Below are 19,776 nucleotides of genomic sequence, written 5' to 3' on the forward strand. Positions count from 1 at the left end.
GCAGGCCGCACATGGCAAGGCGTCCTGTTCGCTTAATGGTGTTGGGTGCGATCAGCACGCACCGAATCACCCAGGCCATCAGGTGAAACCGTCCTGAGATAAATGCCCGGCAGCGCGTCATGACAAATAAACCCGTTACGTTCCAGAAAAGCCGGGGCGCTGTCACTCAGGGCAATAATGCGCTGGCAGCCACTGGCACCGGGATGCGTCAGACAGCAGTGCAGCAGCCAGGAGCCCAGCCCGACATAGCGATATTCCGGCGAGATAAACAGGTCCTGTATTATCCAGGTTTCGGCCATATCGGTGATCACGCGCGCAAAGCCAATCTGGCGAGCATGGCGATAAAGCCCAAAACAGAGACTGCTGTTCAGGGCCAGCGTCAGAAAGCGCGCATCAGGGATCGCCGCACCCAGCCACTGGGCAATCAGCCGCGGGTTGAGCATGGCCGGATCGGTATTAACCTCCATCGTCTCTCTGAACCATTTACGGGGAGACATCAGGCGAAGGCGCTGCTGCTCGGCAAGATCCGCCACCACGGCATCACCACAAACCGGCAGGAAAGAGGACGCATTCACGCATTTCATCAACGGCTTCCTTGTACATGGACGCATCTGCGCCCGGTGCTGTAGATTTAAGCGCCCGGCGTGTAAAAGTGGCGTAAAAAAAATCTGATGCGGTGTAAAAAGGGTGCAAAGGAAAAGCGACGAGGTGGGCGCGCCGTGCCCGTTATCCGACGTTAAGGCTGGGCTGGAGTGAGTTATCGAAAGATCCGCGCCCGCAGAACAGGCGTTATTTTCTTAATGCCGGGCACCGCTTAAGGTTACGGCCAGAAGGCAGAGATGAATTGTTCGCTCGTAAGCCAGATTGTTAACCCCTGGATGGCTCACTGAATTTCAACTTTGTCTTTACTGGCGTCGCACTATTCCGATCGCCGCTTTAACGGTTAACGGATGCGTAACCCACTGGCAGGCGGGTTGAACTTCATCCGTCACCCTCCGCCTACAGGGGTGAATTCACGGCGGTATCATTGGTTTTTTTCGCCGGCGTGACGCCCCAGACTTCGTCATATTCATACCCGGTCAGCGATTTGATCACTTTGCGCGTTTCTGCATCGCAGTCTTTGGGTGCGCCGCCAAGCTTACGACGTGCGACTTCTTTGATGAGCAACCTGTGACTGCTCTGGGTCAGCTTGAACTTATAGGTCAGCCAGAAACTGATGGCCAGTAGTGTGCCAGACACAAACACCATCAATACCACAATGGCATTAATCGCACTCTCGGGTTGGGCGCCATTTCCTTTCGTAAAACCGCTTTCCTGCAGGACGACCCCAATCATAAAGATGGCAATGGCGACGGAGCTTTTACGGGTTAACACCATTACGCCAGCAAAGATTCCCTCCCGACGCTTGCAGGTGACCATCTCATCAATATCAGGAATAAAACTGTAGATGTTCCAGGGAATGTAGAACAACCCGGCACGGGCGATGCCCATAAAAAGAAATATTGCGCTGAACAGAAGGGCCGGTACCTGCCAGTGCCAGAGATAAACGGCAAACAGAAAGAATAAGATCGCCAGAATACTGAGATAGGAAATTCTCAGTGCGGTTGAGGGCGTCATATTTAACCGGCCTAACAGCATCATAAATACAAACGTACCCGGGATAGACATAAACATCATGTTGCTCAGTAACAGAGAAGCGAGTGAGGCGTCCTGTTTCAGACCGTAAATCACGAAGTAGGTAAAAACGGCCAGGAAGACATCCATCGCGGTAAATGAGCAGATATAAATCATCAGATGCTGGCGAAAGGCTCGGATTTTGAATGATGAAATCAGGTCCACAAACAAATATTTAAAATGCGCCAGGAAATGACCTTTCCTGGCCGGGTGGACCTCATCAGGTTGCCCGGTCTGTATATCTTTCGCTTCCCAGGTCGTGAGCCAGGTAATAAAGACGGCAACACAATAAATGACCGAAAAAATGATCCCCGTCAGCGTGTAAGTGATGGCGTTATCTTTGCCGGTGTAGGTCATGATCAGCCCCGGCACGGAGACAGCCAGGAAACTCCCGAGCGAAGAGAACATCAGGCGCACGCCGGACAGACGCGTACGCTCGCTAAAGCGGTTGGTCATCTCTGATGACAGGGTTTCCCACGGGACCAGCACCATTGCAGAGAGTAATTCAATAGTGAGGTACGTCCCGAGATAATACCAGTAGCTCATATCCGTCACCCACAGTGCGCCATACAGCAGCATCAAGGGTGACGAAATTAATAAAAAGAAGCGGCGGCGGCCAAATTTACGCCCCGCCCATGTATTGCCGAAATTATCGGTGATGTAACCCATTATCGGGCTTAAAACAGAATCGATAACGCGGGCAATGGCAAATATAGATCCCGCTTCAAATACCGATAATCCGCAATAAGTGGTGTAAAAAAATAACAGCCAGGCACCGATAACGGCAAAAGCGCCTCCGCCAAATAAATCCGTTAAGCCGTAGCCGATTGCTACGCCATAACCTACGCGACGTTGAGTGGGGTTAACCATCGATAAAATTCCTGTTCTGGTAGGTGTTTTATAACGGCAGAGGTACACGATGCTGCCGTCACTGTTATAGACAGAAGTGGAAATAAAGTCGGTCAGCGGTAGGTTATCCCGCGTTAGCTAACATCTGTGCTTTAATGCATAATTCGGCGGCTTTAAATGCATGTTCTTGCGTCATAGCCTGTTCAGTGCGATGCAGACAGTCATTAATTAACTGGCCGAAAAACGGAAACCCCACGGTGCCAGAAACGCTGTAACGAAATTCGCCGTCATTATTGACGAGGTACACCACGTCCTGCTCATCGCGCGTCAGATCGGTGTATTTGCGGATTTCGATATATCCTTCGGTGCCAAGTAACGTCATGCGTCCGTCACCCCACGTTGATAAGCCATCAGGTGTAAACCAGTCACAGCGAAAATAACCCGTCGCGCCGTTTTCACCCGCCAGCATTGCCTCACCGAAATCTTCAAACTGCGGGTGGAGAGGATGACTGAAATTGCGGACCTGACTGGCGACCACCGTGGCATCGCGGTTGCCGGTGTAATACAGGAACTGCTCTATCTGGTGGCTGCCGATATCACACAGGATGCCGCCAAAATAACGACGCTGGTAGAACCAGTCTGGTCGGCCCGTGCCTTCCCGATGTGGACCCGTACCCAGTGTCTGGACGACCTGGCCAATTGCGCCTTGTTCAACCAGTTGCCCGGCGAATACCGCACTTTCCACATGCAGACGCTCACTGTAATAAACCGCATATTTACGGCCGGTTTTGACACACATCGCTCTGGCATCTTCCAACTGTTCCAGGGTGGTAAGCGGGGCCTTGTCGGTAAAGTAGTCTTTATCCGCCTCCATCACTTTCAGCCCCAGCGCGCAGCGCTGTGACGGGATCGCCGCCGCTGCCACCAGTTGCACCTGCCGATCGGCCAGGATCGTATCGAGTGAATCGGCAATCTGTACTTGCGGAAACTGCTGGACGAATTTATCGACCTTGGCCGCATCCGCGTCATAAACCCACTTCAGGGTTGCACCGGCCTCGGTAAGGCCATTGCACATGGCATAAATATGTCCATGATCGAGCCCGGTGGCGGCAAAGATAAACTCGCCTGGATTAACTACGTGCTGCGGCTTGCCTTTCGGCGCGTAATTCATGCCATCCTTTTTATTCATGGTTGTTTCCTCACGCAAAATTTTTACCCAACGGGATGTCGTCGACATCAGCGAAGTTATCCACTGAAGCCTGCTTTTCGTAGAAATGGGGCGCACTGGCAATCAGCCCGCCGGTGCAATAGAAGGCGTCATCCTCTGGAATAGGCAGCGAGACCGTACTTTTGGTGATGGCCGATTTATAAATGGCGGTAATTAATTCCAGCGACCGTTTACCCTGCTCGCCATCGATTAATGGCGCGCGCTGTTGCTCAATGGCGCAGAAAAAGTCATTCACCTGCCCGGCATGCAGCGTCCAGTTCAGAGGTGGCACATCGGCATATAAGCGCTCCAGCTCGCTTTCCAGAGCAATATTGTTATCTTTTTCAGGAAAGCCATTCTCAGCGGCCTGGTTAGCCACGGTTTTCCAGGGCGCAGAGAGGCGCGCTTTTTCACCCTGAAGAATGATTTTTTGATCTTCTCCGTGATGCACAACCGAGGCCGTTAGCTGCGCAAGCGTTCCATTTGGAAAGCGGAAAATAGCGGCGCTGAGATCCTCGACTTCGGCGTTGTCGTGGGCCACGTTGCCCATCATGGCAACCACTTCACTGGGGGCACCGAGCATCCACTGCATGGCATCGATATGGTGCACCGCATGATTAAGCGTACAACCGCCGCCTTCTTTCTCCCAGGTGCCACGCCACCACAGGTCATAATAAGAGTGGCCGCGCCACCATAATGAATCGACCTGTGCGTGACAGATTTTTCCTGCCAGCCCCGAATCAACAGCGGCTTTTAAGCGCCAGAAGGCATCGGTAAAACGGTTCTGTGCCACCACGGAAAGGACCTTTCCGCTGGCCTTTTGCGCCGCAATCATGGCATCGCACTCTTCAAGTGATGCCGCCATTGGCTTTTCGCATAACACATGTTTTCCTGCCTGCAGCGCCGCAATGGTGTTTTCTGCGTGCACATAGGGCGGGGTGCAGACATCAACGACATCAATATCTGCGCCTTCTGCCAGCATCTCATGATGATCGCTGTAAACGCGCACATCCTGCAGGCCATAACGCTGTAATTTATCGCGGGCTTTGTCAGGATAAACATCAACAACGGCGACAATTTTGCCGCGTTCAGGAAATTGCAAAAATGCCTGAATATGTAAATTGGCAATGTTGCCCATGCCCACTATTGCAATCTTTAGCATGCTTATTCTCCATTGGTTCGCTGGGTTGTGGTGCCTGCGGAAGACCATAAAAAAGCGCTGGAGAGGGGACAAACTGTTTTTGTGAGAATGTTTGCAGAGCGAGGTGGATGTTTGTGAACGGAATGTAAAATCACCGTATTATCAATCCACTATGGCTGCAAAAAATTGCAAAAAATGATTGGGATGGGGATCACATTATGGCTGGCAAGCTCAGAATGGACGAAATTTCAGCAGAAACGGGCTATTCCGTCAGTACGGTTTCGCGCGTGCTGAGCGGTAAGTCCTACACCAGTGATAAAGCACGTGAGGCTATCGTCAGTTGTGCGCGTCGTCTTGGCGTATTGCATGACATGGTAAGCAGCCGCCTGTTGATCAACAGCCTTATTGTGTTTGCCCCAGCGCGCACCTTTACCCCGCGAGGCGATCATTTTTATCTCGAAGTAACGCGCGGCATCGCAGAAGCCTGTGCAACGCACGACGTTCATATCAGCTACTATCCGCTTGAGGAACAGCGTGCCGATGTGAAGCTGTTTCTTGAAAAGGCGGGTGCAAAAAGTAACGACGCTATCATTATCATCGGGACTGACGACCAGGCGATTTTCAATCTGGCAGCGACACTCAATAAGCCCTGCGTGTTAATTAATTCCCGAGACAAAGACATGAAACTGGATGCGGTTTCACCCGATCACCATGCGATTGGTTTTGGGGCTATGCAGCATCTGTTTGAACAGGGCCATCGTCGCGTGCTGACCGTGACCTGTCTGAGTCGTGAGACGCTGTTTTTGCGCCTGGAAGGCATTAAAGATGCTTACCGCCATTTTCATATTCCGTTTAGTCCGCAGAAAGACCTGATTGTGATCGAAGCCTATTCCTCCGGTGAGACCGAGGACGCGCTTAATCGCTGGCTGGATAGTCATCCACGTGAAGCGTGGCCAGATGTTATCTTGCCGGTAGGTAAAGGCATTATCACCGGGGTACAAAATGTGTTGCGTGCCCGATCGTTGCGTATTCCCGAGGATATGTCGTTGATGACTACCGATCTGGCGAGCCGGTTAGCCGGGCCGCCAGACAAATCTATCACTGGCTTTGCCGTGCCCTGTCGTGAACTGGGCTACGAGGCGATTCAGCTACTGCAGAACCGCCTGAATCGTCCCCAGGCACCGGTTTATAATCTGCTGTTGCAGGGAATCCTTATGGATGGAGGGACGGTCGCCAGAGCCACCCGTCATGCGGCGCGGGATGAGATTCGTGATGAAGAGGCGTGAGTGTTATATCAATGATGAACAGGGCATGCCGCCGCGTCTTTTTAGGCAATTCATGATTTAAAGCGGGGAAAGGTTTAGTGTCAGTGAAGAGCTCAAGGGGGCGTGAAAGACTCGCTACGGTGCTGGCCATTTTCTGCAAAAGCTGAGTGCCATCTGTGTGTCTACCTCTCTTAAAAGAAGGGCAACGAAAGGAAAACGACATAATCACGTGGCTTTTATCGAATAATCAATGGCCTGAATTTGTTTCCATTTTTTGCGCGAGTGAAGTAAACATAATGAGTGGTCGGCACTGAATCATATATTCAATTGAATTATTTGATTGGTGAGTTTTAATTAAAATAAGCATGTAGCACCTATGTTCTTATAGCGTTATCGAAGTCAGCAGGGTGATCGACAGGAAAGATTGTGGCTTATGAAAGTGGCAAACAGTAAAACCCTTCTGTGTGCCACGAAGATAACTAGCCTGTGTGCCATTCTAAAGTTGTTACGTTTTTTTCCGCAACGTTCGAACAAGTTTCGCAGTGATCCCAACTAATACTAAGGCTACAACGCTATTCACTATTAATGCCGTTATCAGCAATGCCAGGTCGTAATCACTACCTGTGCATTGTACAGATGAATCCCTGCATGTCCTGTCAATATGCACAAGTATGGTATCCGCAACGTTGAGTAAGATCCGGCTTCTCACCAGGCAAAGCGTAATTACAACAAAAAGTAGCGGATAGAGAATCTTTTTACCTGACATAGCATGGCCCCGTAACTGAACCTTTGACTGTGACTGTTCCGTAGGTCGTTAAATCAGTATGCTTAACTTTGCCCTTCTGAACTCTGAGGAGGGACTGGCGAAATGACATGAAATCGCTGGTACGGAAGAACGTGATGCAACCCCAGGATGTGCCTGAACCATCCGGTCTTAAGGGATGAATTCGGAAGTTTGAACGCTGGATGCCGCTAATAAAGGTGTGGTCATCAATGCTGCCATCATCTCTGTACAGGCCAAACCATGTGCTGTGATCGTTACCTGTCGCAAAATCCTTTCCCCATGTCAGCAAACGGGATTTCCAGGGGCCTTCGGGCCGATCAACAATCCAGTATTTGCCACTTGGAATGGCAGAGTGATCAATGGATGTGCATTCAGCACGGTTTGTAAAGGGGACATCGCCGCTAAAAACGTCAAAATTGCCAATGCCGGGACATGCCAGAGACAGCTTTTTTCTGTCAGCTGAAATCTTGTCGAAATCGAGTATGCAATCAATCATTGCTTCCTTTCCTTAAGATATACCTCGAGTTCTGAAGAGAATAGCATTTTTTCTCCTCTCAAATCTCTATAATGTCATTGAGAATTTTCTGAGTAATTAACTAAAAATATAATAATGTTCAACAGGATACGGCGTTTGATAATGATGCGCAGAATGTCGGTTAAGTGAGTATAGAGAAACGTTATTTTAATGGTGATTAAAAATTATTATTGGTTTGATGATGAGTGATTATTTCCAGTTCTGACAGTTAACTATCTTTGAAATAATTATATGCTTAACGTTGATATGCGCTTGTTAGATTCAAGGGGTTTGTCTTGTTATCTAAAGTCGTTTTTGGAAAAAGAGCGTTTTGCTGATTTTACTTTTTTAAACCAGAAAGAAAAAGCCACGCAATTGCGTGGCTTTTTCAGGTCTGTTATCTCTCAGTCGATTCAAATAACCTCGTGAGAAAATAGATTAGACATTAAACAAAAAGTTCATCACGTCGCCATCTTTAACAATGTACTCTTTCCCTTCTGAGCGCATTTTTCCAGCTTCTTTCGCACCTTGCTCGCCCTTATAGGCAATAAAGTCTTCAAACGCGATAGTCTGCGCGCGAATAAAGCCTTTCTCGAAGTCGGTATGGATTTTACCGGCCGCCTGCGGCGCGGTGGCACCGACAGGGATGGTCCATGCGCGAACTTCTTTCACGCCAGCGGTGAAATAGGTTTGCAGGTTCAGCAGGGAATAACCGGCGCGAATCACGCGGTTCAGACCTGGCTCTTCAATGCCCAGCTCGGCCATAAACTCATCGCGATCTTCATCTTCCAGCTCGGCGATGTCGGACTCCACGGCGGCACAAACCGGCACGACCACCGAGCCTTCTTTCTCGGCGATTTCGCGCACTTTATCCAGGTACGGGTTGTTCTCAAAACCGTCTTCGTTGACGTTGGCGATATACATGGTCGGCTTCAGCGTCAGGAAGCTCAGGTAGCGCAGGGCGGCTTTGTCTTCTTCCGTCAGATCCAGCGCACGCAGCATACCGGCGTTTTCTAAATGCGGCAGGCATTTTTCCAGTGCGGCCTGTTCAGCCTTGGCGTCTTTGTCGCCGCCTTTGGCTTTTTTCTGTACGCGCTGTAAAGCACGTTCACAGGTATCCAGATCTGCCAGCGCCAGCTCGGTATTGATGGTCTCAATATCATCGGCCGGATCGACCTTATTATTTACGTGAATAATATTGTCGTTTTCAAAGCAGCGCACCACGTGACCAATCGCTTCGGTCTCACGGATGTTGGTCAGGAACTGGTTGCCCAGGCCTTCACCTTTGGATGCGCCTTTCACCAGACCGGCAATATCAACGAATTCCATGGTGGTCGGAACGACACGCTGCGGCTTAACGATCTCAGACAGCTGATCCAGACGCAGGTCTGGCATAGGGACGACGCCAGTGTTGGGTTCAATTGTGCAGAAGGGGAAGTTAGCCGCTTCAATACCCGCTTTCGTCAGCGCGTTGAAAAGAGTGGATTTACCGACATTTGGCAGGCCCACGATACCGCATTTGAATCCCATGGTTTAGTACCCTTTATAGCTGGATGGGCAGAGCCATTAGGCAGGCTCCACCGGAAACGTAAGATAATTTTCGCGCATTATACACAGATTCGCGACAATCTGGGCGATTAGACAGGCTTAAAGGCATGCAGGCGGTTCATCGCCTTGATGCGATCTTCTTTTAGCCACAGTTCGGTGCAGCGCGCGGCCTCATCAATGGCATCATCAATCAGTTTTTGCTCGCTGGCCGGGGGCTTGCCCAACACAAAACCGGTCACTTTATTTCGATCGCCAGGATGGCCGATGCCAATGCGCAGGCGATGAAAGTTGTTGTTGTTGCCGAGCTTGCTGATGATGTCTTTCAGGCCGTTGTGACCGCCATGACCGCCGCCTTGTTTGAATTTTGCAATGCCCGGTGGCAGATCGAGTTCATCATGGGCCACTAAAATTTCCTCGGGCGCAATGCGATAGAAGGTCGCCATGGCCGCCACGGCTTTGCCACTCAGGTTCATAAAGGTGGTCGGCACCAGCAAGCGCACGTCTTCACCGGCTAAAGCCAGTCGTGCGGTGTAGCCATAAAATTTGGCTTCTTCTTTTAACGACTGATTGTGACGCTCAGCCAGCAAATCCAGATACCAGGCACCCGCGTTGTGGCGCGTGGCGGCATATTCAGCGCCAGGATTCGCCAGGCCCACAATCAGTTTTATGCTGCTCACAAGGAATATCCTGCTGTTATAACCAAAGGGCGATAGTTTACTGTGCCGGGACGCGGATCACAAAGACTGTGCCAGAGAATTTATTAGTGTCAGTGATTAATTATTTTTCATCTAAATCAATAAGCTGGAATAACGTGTTGGTCACAAATCATCTGGTCTTTATGTGATTAAGTTCACAAATTAGCCTGACGGCATTGCCTACACTATCAGCAGTTTAACATTGTGTGCGCTCATCCGACCGCACACACAGGAGGTGAAAGATGAAACGTCATCACTCACGCATGGCAGGTAATGCCCTGATGGTCATAGGTTTATTGACCATGATTCTCGGCGTCGGTTTTTCGATTGTTAACCAACTGCCGTCGCTTAATCTGCCGCAGATACTGGCTCAAAGTGCAATGTTCGGCATTTTCTTTGGCGCACTACTGTGGCTGGTGGGTGCCTGTATCAGCGGTCGTGAAAAAGTCGAAGATCGCTATTACTGGGTCCGTCATTACGGCGATAAACGCTGCCGCCGAACCCATCATTCGTCACATTAGATTTTCTGACATAACCCGATAAGGTTCTGTTCGGTTTCTGCCTTTGGCTTTGGCGCGGTAAAGTGCTTTATCCGCCAGAGCCATCAGCTCGCCAAAATCAATATAACGCTCATCGGCGGTGGCAAAACCAATACTGACCGAATAGTCGATCTGACCAGGACGCGAAAGCTGAATGGTATGGCGCACCGCTTCGCACCAGTCTCTGGCCGGCTCAAAAGGTAAGGGCAGCAGCGCGGCAAACTCCTCACCGCCCAGTCGGGCAAAGTGACCTTCCTGTGGCAACATCCCTGAAACCCTGTGACAAAAATCAATTAATACCTGATCCCCTTGCTGATGCCCGTAGCGATCATTAATCCCTTTGAAATGATCAAGATCGAATAAGACGACCGTTAGTGCCTTATTTTGTTTCAGGCACTGCCGGGTCATATTATCCGCGCCGGAAAACAGCGCACGACGATTCCAGATATTGGTCAGCGGATCGTGAAGTGAGGCATTTTTTAATGCATTACGCGTGCGTTCATTCACCATCGCCAGAATGATCACGGTGAAGCCAATCACAAAGAGCATGGATTCGATAATCACATAGACCGAAAAACCAGAACCGCTGATCGCCCCCTGTAATCCAATGGGACGGGCGTTATCCAGAAATAAGCGGGCGACATGAAAAATCAGGTGGGTCCAGAGCAATAATTGTGCAGGCCAGAAGGTGGCATCCATATCGCGGCGTGCCAGCCAGAGTAAGTAAATGAATGTAGCGGTGTAAGCGATACAGAGCAGACAGAGCGCCAGAACACGCAGGGATAAGCTGTCATAGAAGGTCGGGATCAGGCAGAGCAGTGACCACAAGGCCGCCCCAGCCAGGCCAGCCATCCCCGGTGATTTGCCGCAAAATGTCCGAAAGGCGCTGAGTAATCCGCCGTAAGCCAGCATGACCAGCACATTGCTCACGGCCACCGGCAAGAAATGGTATCCCTGACTGCGCAGGCTACTGAGGAAAAAGGCGATCAGCGTCAGCACGATGGCGGCACAGACATAGCCCAGAATACGGTCATAGTGTGAACCGACCCAGGCAAAGACCATAATCAGACTCATAAACCCCAGTACGTAGAGTTCGCAAATAAATAACGTAAAGACGTCGAGGTTCATAGTGGACGGAGATCGCAATAAAAAGTGCGGGCAAATTACCACTCAACGTAAAAAGGCAAAAGGCCAGATAACATAATTTTAGCGAAAGAGTTTTTCGTAGTGAGCGTGACAATAACAGAGGTGACTCATAACGAAAATTTCTGTAAATCAAGCAGCTTTGTCGGAGGGGAACGGCGAGGGAAAAAGAAAAGGCCGGGCATGATGCCCGGCCTGCGAAGATTAATGTTCGAACATTGCCGAAATGGACTCTTCGTTACTGATGCGGCGAATGGCTTCGGCCAGCATACCTGACAGGGTCAGGGTACGTACGTTTGGCAGCGACTTCATCTCTTCAGATAACGGAATGGTGTCACACACGATAACCTGATCGATCACAGATTTACGCAGGTTTTCCACCGCATTGCCAGAGAAGATAGGATGCGTAGCGTAAGCGAAGACGCGCTTGGCACCGCGCTCTTTTAACGCTTCCGCGGCTTTGCACAGTGTGCCGCCGGTGTCGATCATGTCGTCGACCAGCACACAGTCACGGCCAGCAACGTCACCAATGATATGCATCACCTGAGAAACGTTCGCCCGTGGGCGACGCTTATCAATAATCGCCATATCGGTGTCGTTGAGCAGTTTGGCGATGGCGCGGGCGCGCACCACGCCGCCAATGTCCGGAGACACAACAATCGGGTTTTCCAGACCGATCTGTAACATATCTTCCAGCAGAATCGGGCTGCCGAATACGTTATCAACCGGGACGTCGAAGAAGCCCTGGATTTGCTCCGCGTGCAGGTCAACCGTCAGAACACGGTCAACGCCAACGCTGGAAAGGAAGTCAGCCACCACTTTGGCCGTGATAGGTACACGGGCAGAACGCACGCGGCGGTCCTGACGGGCATAGCCAAAGTAGGGGATAACAGCGGTAATACGACCAGCTGAAGCACGACGCAGCGCGTCGACCATCACGACCAGTTCCATCAAATTATCATTGGTGGGAGCACAGGTGGACTGGATGATGAAAATATCACCACCGCGTACATTTTCATTAATCTGTACGCTTACTTCGCCATCACTGAAACGACCAACGGCGGCGTCTCCCAGGCTGGTGTAAAGGCGGTTGGCAATACGTTGTGCTAGTTCCGGGGTGGCGTTACCAGCAAAAAGCTTCATATCAGGCACGAGAAGAACCTCAGGCTTTGCGTCCAGAGAATGAACGTCATGACAGTAACCGGCGAATACTGTCGTGAACGTTCACACGGGTATGTGAGTGCGAAACGTGCTGTGTCTGGAACGGGGTGACACAGTCACGCTATCGCTAATCGCCTTGCAGAGTGCGCTGTAACGGCGAGACGTTAAGGCCTCGGGCTACAAAACCGCGCACCCATGGTGGGGCAAGCTCCAGCACCTGGCGAGCAGCATGCTCGGTGTCGAATTCAGCAAACACACAAGCACCTGTACCCGTCAGGCGCGACGGCGCGTATTCTAGCAGCCATGAAACAAGCTCATCAACCTCACGAAAACGTTTTCTTACTACTGATTCGCAATCATTGATGAACGGAGCCTGTAAAAGTGCCGATAAAGTGCGCACGGGCGTGTCACGGGTGAGCGCCGGGTCATTAAAGACCAGCGGTGTTGCCACGCTAACGCCTGGATGTGCAACAAGATACCATTTTTCCGCAGGCAATGCTGGAGAAAGCACCTCACCGACGCCTTCGGCAAAGGCGGCATAGCCTTTCACAAAAACCGGCACGTCTGCACCCAGTTTCACGCCCATTTGCGCCAGCGCCTCGGGTGAAAAACCCGTTTGCCACAGGTGGTTCAGCGCCACCAGTACGGTAGCGGCGTTGGATGAGCCGCCGCCGAGTCCGCCGCCCATGGGGAGACGCTTTTCAATGGCAATGCGCGCACCGGCCCGGGCAGGCAGGCTGCCGTTTTCGCGCGCCGCCGCCTTGAGCATTTCGGCCGCACGCACAATCAAATTCTGCGCATCCGGCACGCCTGGCACCGGCGTCAGCAACCTGATGTCGTCGCTCTGGTCGGGCGTGATGTCCAGGCTGTCGCCATAATCCAGAAACTGAAACAGGGTTTGCAGATTATGGTAACCATCTGGCCGACGCCCGGTGATGTACAAAAAAAGATTCAGTTTTGCCGGAGCAGGCCAGGTGGTGATCATTTCAGCGTCCAGTTATCCATGCGTAATTTAATACGTTGATCGCCTTCTTTTAATTCCAGGCTGGCGGGCAGCGGTGGGTTGACCTTGTTGTCATAGTCAGCAATGGTCACCTGCCAGTTCTGGCCGTCATGTTTATAGTTCAGACTGCGCAGCTGATACTGCTCGTTGAGCTGATAATCGGTCGCATCGCCCGGCAGGCCCATCATCCACTGGCGCAGGTTGGTCAGCGGGATATCCATACCGGTCAGCTGCGAGATCATCTTCTGCGCATCGTTGCTGACATAACGTTTGCCTTTATTGTCCACAATCTGCACCACCGAACCCTGAGCATCCAGCTGAAGCTCGGTGCTGCCTAATGGGTTCGTTAACAGCAGGCGATAGCGATCGGCTGCGGTCTGCTGCCAGTTAAAGCGGGCATAAACTTTCTGTTTATCCGACAGATAGGCGAACGCGCCGCGCGTCTGATACTGCGTGACGTGGCTGACGGCTTGCTGATGCTGTTGCCACTGCGGCGCGGTGACGCTTGGGCCAGGGCCTTGTGGTTTATTGATGCTACAGGCAGCCAGCAGAACGCTGGCAAGGGGTAAAAGGCGCAACAGGTTGCGTGTAGAAGTCAGCATCAAGTGGTCATCTCCTCGGACACATTTTTAATTGATAACAGGTAACGCTAACCATCCGCGTTTTAACCGTCAATGCTGTTATACGGCAAAAACGCTATGATCGGCTTAATCTTATTACAGTCATAGCCTTTGTATGGCTTTTCTTGATCTGCTGCATCTTGTAGAATGCGCTTCACAAAAACCTGACATTTATTGGGACAACCCAACTAAAACGCTATGACGCTGCTCGCACTCGGAATCAATCACAAAACTGCACCCATTGCTCTGCGCGAACGCGTTGCGTTCGGGCCGGAGTCGCTGGAGCAGGCCTTAAACAGCCTGTTATCTCAGCCTATGGTGCAGAGTGGCGTCGTGCTCTCCACCTGTAACCGAACCGAGCTGTACCTGAGTGTAGAGCAACAGGTCGATCTCCAGGAGCGTCTGGTACGCTGGCTGTGCGAATATCATCAGCTTGATGAAGCGGATGTGCGTAACAGCCTGTACTGGCATCAGGATAATGAGGCGGTGAGCCATCTGATGCGCGTTGCCAGCGGGCTGGACTCCCTGGTGTTAGGTGAGCCTCAGATTCTGGGCCAGGTGAAAAAAGCCTTTGCCGACTCTCAGCGCGGCCATGCGCTTAGCAGCGAGCTGGAACGTATGTTCCAGAAAACGTTCTCCGTTGCCAAACGCGTTCGTACCGAAACCGATATTGGCGCGAACGCCGTGTCAGTAGCCTTTGCCGCCTGTACGCTGGCGCGTCAAATCTTTGAATCGCTGTCCACGGTAAACGTGTTGCTGGTTGGTGCGGGAGAAACCATTGAGCTGGTGGCCCGTCATCTGAGCCAGCATCAGGTGAAAAAGCTGATCATCGCGAACCGTGCCCGTGAGCGGGCGGAAGTGCTGGCGAATGAAGTGGGCGCCGAAGTGATCAGTCTGGCCGATATCGATTCCCGTCTGGCCGACGCCGATATTGTGATTACCTCTACCTCCAGCCCGTTACCTATTATTGGTAAAGGGATGATGGAACGTGCGCTGAAAGCGCGCCGTAATCAGCCGATGCTGCTGGTCGATATTGCGGTTCCACGCGACGTGGAGCCGGAAGTGGGCAAGTTAGCCAACGCCTATCTCTACAGCGTCGATGACCTGCAGGCCATCATTGAGCAAAACCTCGCCCAGCGTAAAGCCGCTGCGGTGCAGGCAGAAAGCATCGTGGTGCAGGAATGCAGTGATTTTATGGCATGGCTGCGTTCGCAAGGCGCGGTCAACACCATTCGCGAGTATCGCTCTCAGGCAGAGGATATTCGCGCAGAGCTGGAAGGCCGTGCGCTACAGGCGCTGCAGCAGGGTGCCGACCCGCAAAAAGTGATGCAGGAACTGGCCCATAAGCTGACCAATCGTTTAATTCATGCACCAACCAAATCTCTTCAGCAGGCCGCCCGCGACGGCGATAGCGAACGCCTGCAGATTTTACGCGACAGCCTGGGTCTCGATTAGGCACACTGCTGTCGTCATCTGTTACGGGAATCCCACAGTTAAATGAAAACCTCTATTGTTGCTAAACTGGAAGCGCTGCAGGAGCGCCACGAAGAAGTGGAAGCGATGCTGGGCGATGCCGGCGTGATTGCCGATCAGGACCGCTTTCGTGCTTTGTCGCGGGAATATGCTCAGTTGACCGATGTCACGCGCTGTTTCCGCGACTGGCAGCAGAACCAGCAAGATATCGAAACCGCTAAAATGTTGCTCGACGATCCAGAGATGCGCGATATGGCGCAGGAAGAGCTGCTGGAAGCGCGCGAAAAAAGCGAATTGCTGGAGCAACAACTGCAGCTGTTACTGCTGCCGAAAGATCCCGACGATGAGCGCGACTGCTTTGTGGAAGTGCGCGCCGGTACCGGCGGCGATGAAGCAGCCATCTTTGCCGGTGATTTATTCCGCATGTACAGCCGTTACGCCGAAGCACGTCGCTGGCGGGTAGAAATCGTCAGTGCCAATGAGGGCGAACACGGCGGCTACAAAGAAGTGATCGCCCGCGTGATGGGCGACGGTGCCTATGGTCGGCTGAAGTTTGAGTCAGGCGGACACCGTGTTCAGCGTGTACCGGAAACCGAATCCCAGGGCCGTATCCACACCTCCGCCTGTACGGTGGCGGTGATGCCGGAACTGCCGGAAGCCGAGCTGCCGGAAATCAATCCGTCGGATTTAAAAATCGACACCTTCCGCTCCTCAGGTGCCGGTGGTCAGCACGTTAACACCACCGACTCCGCGATTCGAATTACCCACCTGCCAACCGGTATCGTGGTGGAGTGCCAGGATGAACGTTCCCAGCATAAAAACAAAGCCAAAGCCTTGTCCGTGCTGGGCGCACGTATTCATGCGGCCGAAATGGCAAAACGTCACGAAGTCGAAGCCAGCACGCGCCGTAATCTGCTCGGCAGCGGCGATCGTTCCGACCGTATTCGCACCTACAACTTCCCCCAGGGCCGCGTAACCGACCATCGTATCAACCTGACGATCTACCGTCTGGACGAAATCATGGAAGGCAAGCTGGACAGTCTGATTGAGCCTATCGTGCAGGAATATCAGGCTGACCAACTGGCAGCGTTGGCCGGTCAGGATTAATGGATATCCGTCACTGGCTCAAGCAGGCGGTCGCCACCTTATGCGGGGGCGACAGTCCGAAACGAGACGCCGAGATCCTGCTGGGGTTTGTCACCGGCAAATCCCGCAGCTGGCTGGTGGCCTTTGATGAAACCCTGCTCACGGATGCCCAGTTGCAACAGCTAGAGGTTCTGCTGGCGCGTCGCGCCCGGGGCGAACCCATTGCCCATCTGGTGGGCGAACGGGAGTTCTGGTCGCTGCCGCTAAAGGTGAACGACGCCACGCTGATCCCACGGCCCGACACGGAAATACTGGTGGAACAGGCGCTGGCGCATCTTCCCGCGTCACCTTCGCGGGTGCTGGATCTTGGCACCGGAAGCGGGGCGATTGCCCTGGCGATCGCCAGTGAACGTCCGGATTGTGACATTATTGGCATCGATCGCATTCCTGCGGCGGTAGAACTGGCAAAACGCAATGCCGACTATTTGTCCATCCCTAACGCCACTTTTTTACACAGCCACTGGTTTGCGCAGCTCACGCCTGCCCGATTCGACCTGATCGTCAGTAATCCTCCCTATATCGACGCCAACGATCGTCATCTTAACGAGGGCGATGTGCGCTTCGAACCGCGCAGCGCTTTGGTGGCGGACGAGGCGGGCATGGCGGATTTACGGCTGCTAATTGAACAGGCGGTCAACTGGCTGCAGCCTGGCGGTTGGCTGCTGCTTGAGCACGGCTGGCAACAGGATGAAGCCGTGCGTCAACTGATGCAACAGCACCATTATCTGTCCGTGGCGACGGCGAAGGATTATGGCGGTCATCCCCGGGTCACGTTTGGGCAGGCAGCCTCCGGTCCGGCTTAAGCGCGCGACTGAATACTGAAGAACAACATGGATGAACGATGTTTGCTTACTATCCGCTAATTAAGAATCTGCACCTGCTGACCGTGGCAGTCACCATTTCACTGTTTTTGCTGCGTTTTTACTGGCAACGCGTGGGCTCTGCCATGCTGCAACAGCGCTGGGTGCGCATTCTTCCCCATATTAATGACACGCTGTTGCTCCTGAGCGGCGCATCGCTGGTGATGATCACCCATTTCTATCCGTTTTCGCCTCAGGGAAGCTGGCTGACTGAGAAGCTGTTAGGCGTTATTATCTATATTGCCCTTGGGTCGGTGGCATTAAGTCGCCGCCCTCGTTCTGACCGCACCCGCTGGATCGCCTTTATCGTGGCATTGATTGCGCTGGTGACGATCATTAAGCTGGCACTGAGTAAAATGCCGTTACTGGGGATAGTATGAGCTCCACCGAACAACTTGATTACAGTGAGACGCCGCTGTGTGAGGCAGTGATTGGTGCCACGATGGCCATCCGCACTGACTTTCCGGCGCTGTCGGTTGAAGCACAGTTAGCTGCGTTAGTAGCGGAAGCCCGTGACTACGTCAGTCAGGAACAGGATGCCGATTTAAAGCTCGAAAAGCTGCTGGAGCTGTTTTACAAACAGTGGAAATTTGGCGGTGCCAGCGGGGTTTATAACCTGTCCGATGCACTCTGGCTGGATAAGGTCCTGAAAACCCGTCAGGGCACGGCCGTGTCGCTGGGCGTGATTTTGCTGCATATCGCGGCTGAACTCGAATTGCCCCTGATGCCGGTTATTTTCCCGACGCAGTTGATTCTGCGTGCCGACTGGCTCGACGGGGATAAATGGCTGATTAATCCCTTTAACGGGGACACGCTGGACACGCACACGCTGGAAGTGTGGCTAAAAGGCAATATCAGTCCGCTGGCGCGTCTGTATGATGACGATCTGGACGAAGCCAAAACCGAGAGCGTCATGCGCAAGATGCTGGATACGCTGAAAGCGGCGCTGATGGAAGAGAAGCAGATGGAACTGGCGCTGAACGTCAGCCAGGTGTTACTGCGGATTGATCCAGATGATCCCTATGAGATTCGCGACCGTGGTTTAATTTACGCTCAGCTTGAGTGCGAGCATATCGCGTTAAATGACTTAACCTACTTCGTTGAACAGTGTCCTGAAGACCCGGTCAGCGAGATGATCAAAGTTCAGATTCACGCAATCGAACAAAAACGCGTGACGCTGCATTAAGCGTCACCCCAGATAAGGAAAGGGCATGACACAGAAAGTCGTCAGTATCGGTGATATCAAGGTCGCAAACGATCTGCCATTTGTTCTCTTCGGCGGCATGAACGTGCTGGAATCCTACGATCTCGCCATGCGCATCTGCGAGCACTATGTAAAAGTGACCGACAAACTCGGCATTCCTTACGTGTTCAAAGCGTCTTTTGACAAAGCTAACCGTTCCTCTATTCACTCTTACCGTGGTCCTGGCCTGGAAGAGGGCATGAAGATTTTCCAGGCGCTGAAGCAGGCGTTTGGCGTGAAAATCATCACGGACGTTCATGAAGCAGCGCAGGCGCAGCCCGTTGCTGATGTGGTTGATGTGATTCAGCTGCCAGCCTTCCTGGCGCGTCAGACCGATTTGGTTGAGGCGATGGCGAAAACCGGTGCGGTCATTAACGTGAAGAAGCCACAGTTTGTCAGTCCGAGCCAGATGGGCAACATCGTCGATAAGTTTGCCGAAGGCGGAAATGACAAAGTGATTCTGTGCGATCGCGGCAGTAACTTTGGCTATGACAACCTGGTTGTGGATATGCTGGGCTTTAACGTAATGAAGAACGTGACCCACAACTCGCCGGTCATTTTCGACGTAACGCACGCGCTGCAAACCCGCGATCCCTTCGGTGCCGCCTCCGGTGGTCGCCGTGCTCAGGTGGCCGAACTGGCCCGTGCCGGTATGGCTGTGGGGATTGCCGGCTTGTTTATCGAAGCCCACCCGGAACCGAACAGTGCCAAGTGTGATGGCCCGTCGGCGCTGCCACTGGATAAGCTGGAGCCTTTCCTGGTGCAGATGAAAGCCATTGATGATCTGGTCAAGAGCTTCCCGGCGCTGGACACCAGTAACTAAGCTGCCTGCACTGACTAGTCCTGGCATAGGTTGACACTTTTTTATCTTTTAAAACGCCTGATGTACCTCATCAGGCGTTTTGTATTTT

At 52.4% G+C, this 19,776-nt stretch carries 19 protein-coding genes; 8 read left to right on the plus strand and 11 right to left on the minus strand.

Going from position 1 to position 19,776, the window contains the following annotated elements:
- Window positions 1–32: 32 nt before the first annotated feature.
- The 4 genes from NR177_RS22845 to NR177_RS22860 form a co-directional block, all read right to left on the minus strand.
- Complete coding sequence (locus NR177_RS22845; RefSeq protein WP_256853729.1) at window positions 33–584, minus strand: GNAT family N-acetyltransferase; 552 nt, start codon at window positions 582–584, stop codon at window positions 33–35.
- A gap of 415 nt (window positions 585–999) precedes the next feature.
- Entirely contained in the window at window positions 1,000–2,544 is a 1,545-nt protein-coding gene (locus tag NR177_RS22850) for an MFS transporter (protein WP_256853730.1), read from the minus strand.
- Between the two features lie 103 nt (window positions 2,545–2,647).
- The gene (locus NR177_RS22855; RefSeq protein ID WP_256853731.1) at window positions 2,648–3,712 is read right to left on the minus strand and encodes a Gfo/Idh/MocA family protein; all 1,065 of its coding nucleotides are present in this window, start codon (window positions 3,710–3,712) and stop codon (window positions 2,648–2,650) included.
- 10 nt (window positions 3,713–3,722) lie between these two features.
- Window positions 3,723–4,892, minus strand: coding sequence for a Gfo/Idh/MocA family protein (locus NR177_RS22860; protein WP_256853732.1), 1,170 nt, complete (start codon window positions 4,890–4,892; stop codon window positions 3,723–3,725).
- 197 nt (window positions 4,893–5,089) lie between these two features.
- On the opposite strand from NR177_RS22860, the gene NR177_RS22865 reads away from it, so the two are divergent.
- On the plus strand, window positions 5,090–6,157 hold the full coding sequence (locus tag NR177_RS22865; RefSeq protein WP_256853733.1) for a LacI family DNA-binding transcriptional regulator: 1,068 nt from the start codon (window positions 5,090–5,092) through the stop codon (window positions 6,155–6,157).
- 734 nt (window positions 6,158–6,891) lie between these two features.
- On the opposite strand, the gene NR177_RS22870 is transcribed toward NR177_RS22865, so the two are convergent.
- The 3 genes from NR177_RS22870 to pth all read right to left on the minus strand — a co-directional run bounded on the left by NR177_RS22870 (window position 6,892) and on the right by pth (window position 9,659).
- Window positions 6,892–7,416 (minus strand): DUF2778 domain-containing protein, encoded by a 525-nt coding sequence (locus NR177_RS22870; RefSeq protein ID WP_109716202.1) that lies wholly within the window; start codon window positions 7,414–7,416, stop codon window positions 6,892–6,894.
- A 456-nt stretch (window positions 7,417–7,872) separates the two neighbouring features.
- Window positions 7,873–8,964 (minus strand): redox-regulated ATPase YchF, encoded by a 1,092-nt coding sequence (gene ychF, locus NR177_RS22875; RefSeq protein ID WP_063879316.1) that lies wholly within the window; start codon window positions 8,962–8,964, stop codon window positions 7,873–7,875.
- A gap of 107 nt (window positions 8,965–9,071) precedes the next feature.
- Window positions 9,072–9,659 (minus strand): aminoacyl-tRNA hydrolase, encoded by a 588-nt coding sequence (gene pth, locus NR177_RS22880; RefSeq protein WP_014606001.1) that lies wholly within the window; start codon window positions 9,657–9,659, stop codon window positions 9,072–9,074.
- 260 nt (window positions 9,660–9,919) lie between these two features.
- On the opposite strand from pth, the gene ychH reads away from it, so the two are divergent.
- Window positions 9,920–10,198 carry a stress-induced protein YchH gene (ychH, locus tag NR177_RS22885; RefSeq protein ID WP_109716204.1) on the plus strand — a complete coding sequence of 93 codons (279 nt, stop codon included), beginning with the start codon at window positions 9,920–9,922 and terminating at the stop codon, window positions 10,196–10,198.
- Here the strand turns inward: ychH and NR177_RS22890 are convergent.
- The 4 genes from NR177_RS22890 to lolB all read right to left on the minus strand — a co-directional run bounded on the left by NR177_RS22890 (window position 10,190) and on the right by lolB (window position 14,125).
- Window positions 10,190–11,344, minus strand: a complete 1,155-nt coding sequence (locus tag NR177_RS22890) for a GGDEF domain-containing protein (RefSeq protein WP_256853734.1) — start codon at window positions 11,342–11,344, stop codon at window positions 10,190–10,192. The two genes, ychH and NR177_RS22890, sit on opposite strands and share 9 nt — an antisense overlap.
- A gap of 219 nt (window positions 11,345–11,563) precedes the next feature.
- Window positions 11,564–12,511, minus strand: a complete 948-nt coding sequence (prs, locus tag NR177_RS22895) for a ribose-phosphate diphosphokinase (RefSeq protein WP_006118899.1) — start codon at window positions 12,509–12,511, stop codon at window positions 11,564–11,566.
- A 136-nt stretch (window positions 12,512–12,647) separates the two neighbouring features.
- On the minus strand, window positions 12,648–13,505 hold the full coding sequence (gene ispE, locus NR177_RS22900; protein WP_063879319.1) for a 4-(cytidine 5'-diphospho)-2-C-methyl-D-erythritol kinase: 858 nt from the start codon (window positions 13,503–13,505) through the stop codon (window positions 12,648–12,650).
- The gene (gene lolB / locus NR177_RS22905) at window positions 13,502–14,125 is read right to left on the minus strand and encodes a lipoprotein insertase outer membrane protein LolB (protein WP_063879320.1); all 624 of its coding nucleotides are present in this window, start codon (window positions 14,123–14,125) and stop codon (window positions 13,502–13,504) included. The genes ispE and lolB overlap by 4 nt, the downstream gene beginning before the upstream one ends.
- A gap of 216 nt (window positions 14,126–14,341) precedes the next feature.
- Between lolB and hemA the strand changes: the two genes are divergently transcribed.
- The 6 genes from hemA to kdsA are packed head-to-tail and all read left to right on the plus strand — an operon-like array spanning window position 14,342 to window position 19,688.
- Window positions 14,342–15,598: a glutamyl-tRNA reductase gene (hemA, locus tag NR177_RS22910; protein WP_256853735.1), complete on the plus strand. Its 1,257-nt coding sequence runs from the start codon at window positions 14,342–14,344 to the stop codon at window positions 15,596–15,598.
- Window positions 15,599–15,640: 42 nt separating this feature from the next.
- The gene (prfA, locus tag NR177_RS22915) at window positions 15,641–16,723 is read left to right on the plus strand and encodes a peptide chain release factor 1 (protein WP_109716206.1); all 1,083 of its coding nucleotides are present in this window, start codon (window positions 15,641–15,643) and stop codon (window positions 16,721–16,723) included.
- Window positions 16,723–17,565 (plus strand): peptide chain release factor N(5)-glutamine methyltransferase, encoded by an 843-nt coding sequence (gene prmC / locus NR177_RS22920; RefSeq protein ID WP_256853736.1) that lies wholly within the window; start codon window positions 16,723–16,725, stop codon window positions 17,563–17,565. Before prfA ends, prmC begins: the two co-directional genes overlap by 1 nt.
- Window positions 17,566–17,603: 38 nt before the next feature.
- On the plus strand, window positions 17,604–18,002 hold the full coding sequence (locus NR177_RS22925) for a SirB2 family protein (RefSeq protein ID WP_063879324.1): 399 nt from the start codon (window positions 17,604–17,606) through the stop codon (window positions 18,000–18,002).
- Window positions 17,999–18,808 carry an invasion regulator SirB1 gene (sirB1, locus tag NR177_RS22930; RefSeq protein WP_063879325.1) on the plus strand — a complete coding sequence of 270 codons (810 nt, stop codon included), beginning with the start codon at window positions 17,999–18,001 and terminating at the stop codon, window positions 18,806–18,808. The genes NR177_RS22925 and sirB1 overlap by 4 nt, the downstream gene beginning before the upstream one ends.
- A gap of 25 nt (window positions 18,809–18,833) precedes the next feature.
- Window positions 18,834–19,688 (plus strand): 3-deoxy-8-phosphooctulonate synthase, encoded by an 855-nt coding sequence (gene kdsA, locus NR177_RS22935; protein WP_109716208.1) that lies wholly within the window; start codon window positions 18,834–18,836, stop codon window positions 19,686–19,688.
- Window positions 19,689–19,776: the final 88 nt, after the last annotated feature.

Origin of the sequence: Pantoea sp. Fr+CA_20 (genome assembly GCF_024520835.1) — a bacterium.
GTDB lineage: Bacteria > Pseudomonadota > Gammaproteobacteria > Enterobacterales > Enterobacteriaceae > Pantoea > Pantoea allii.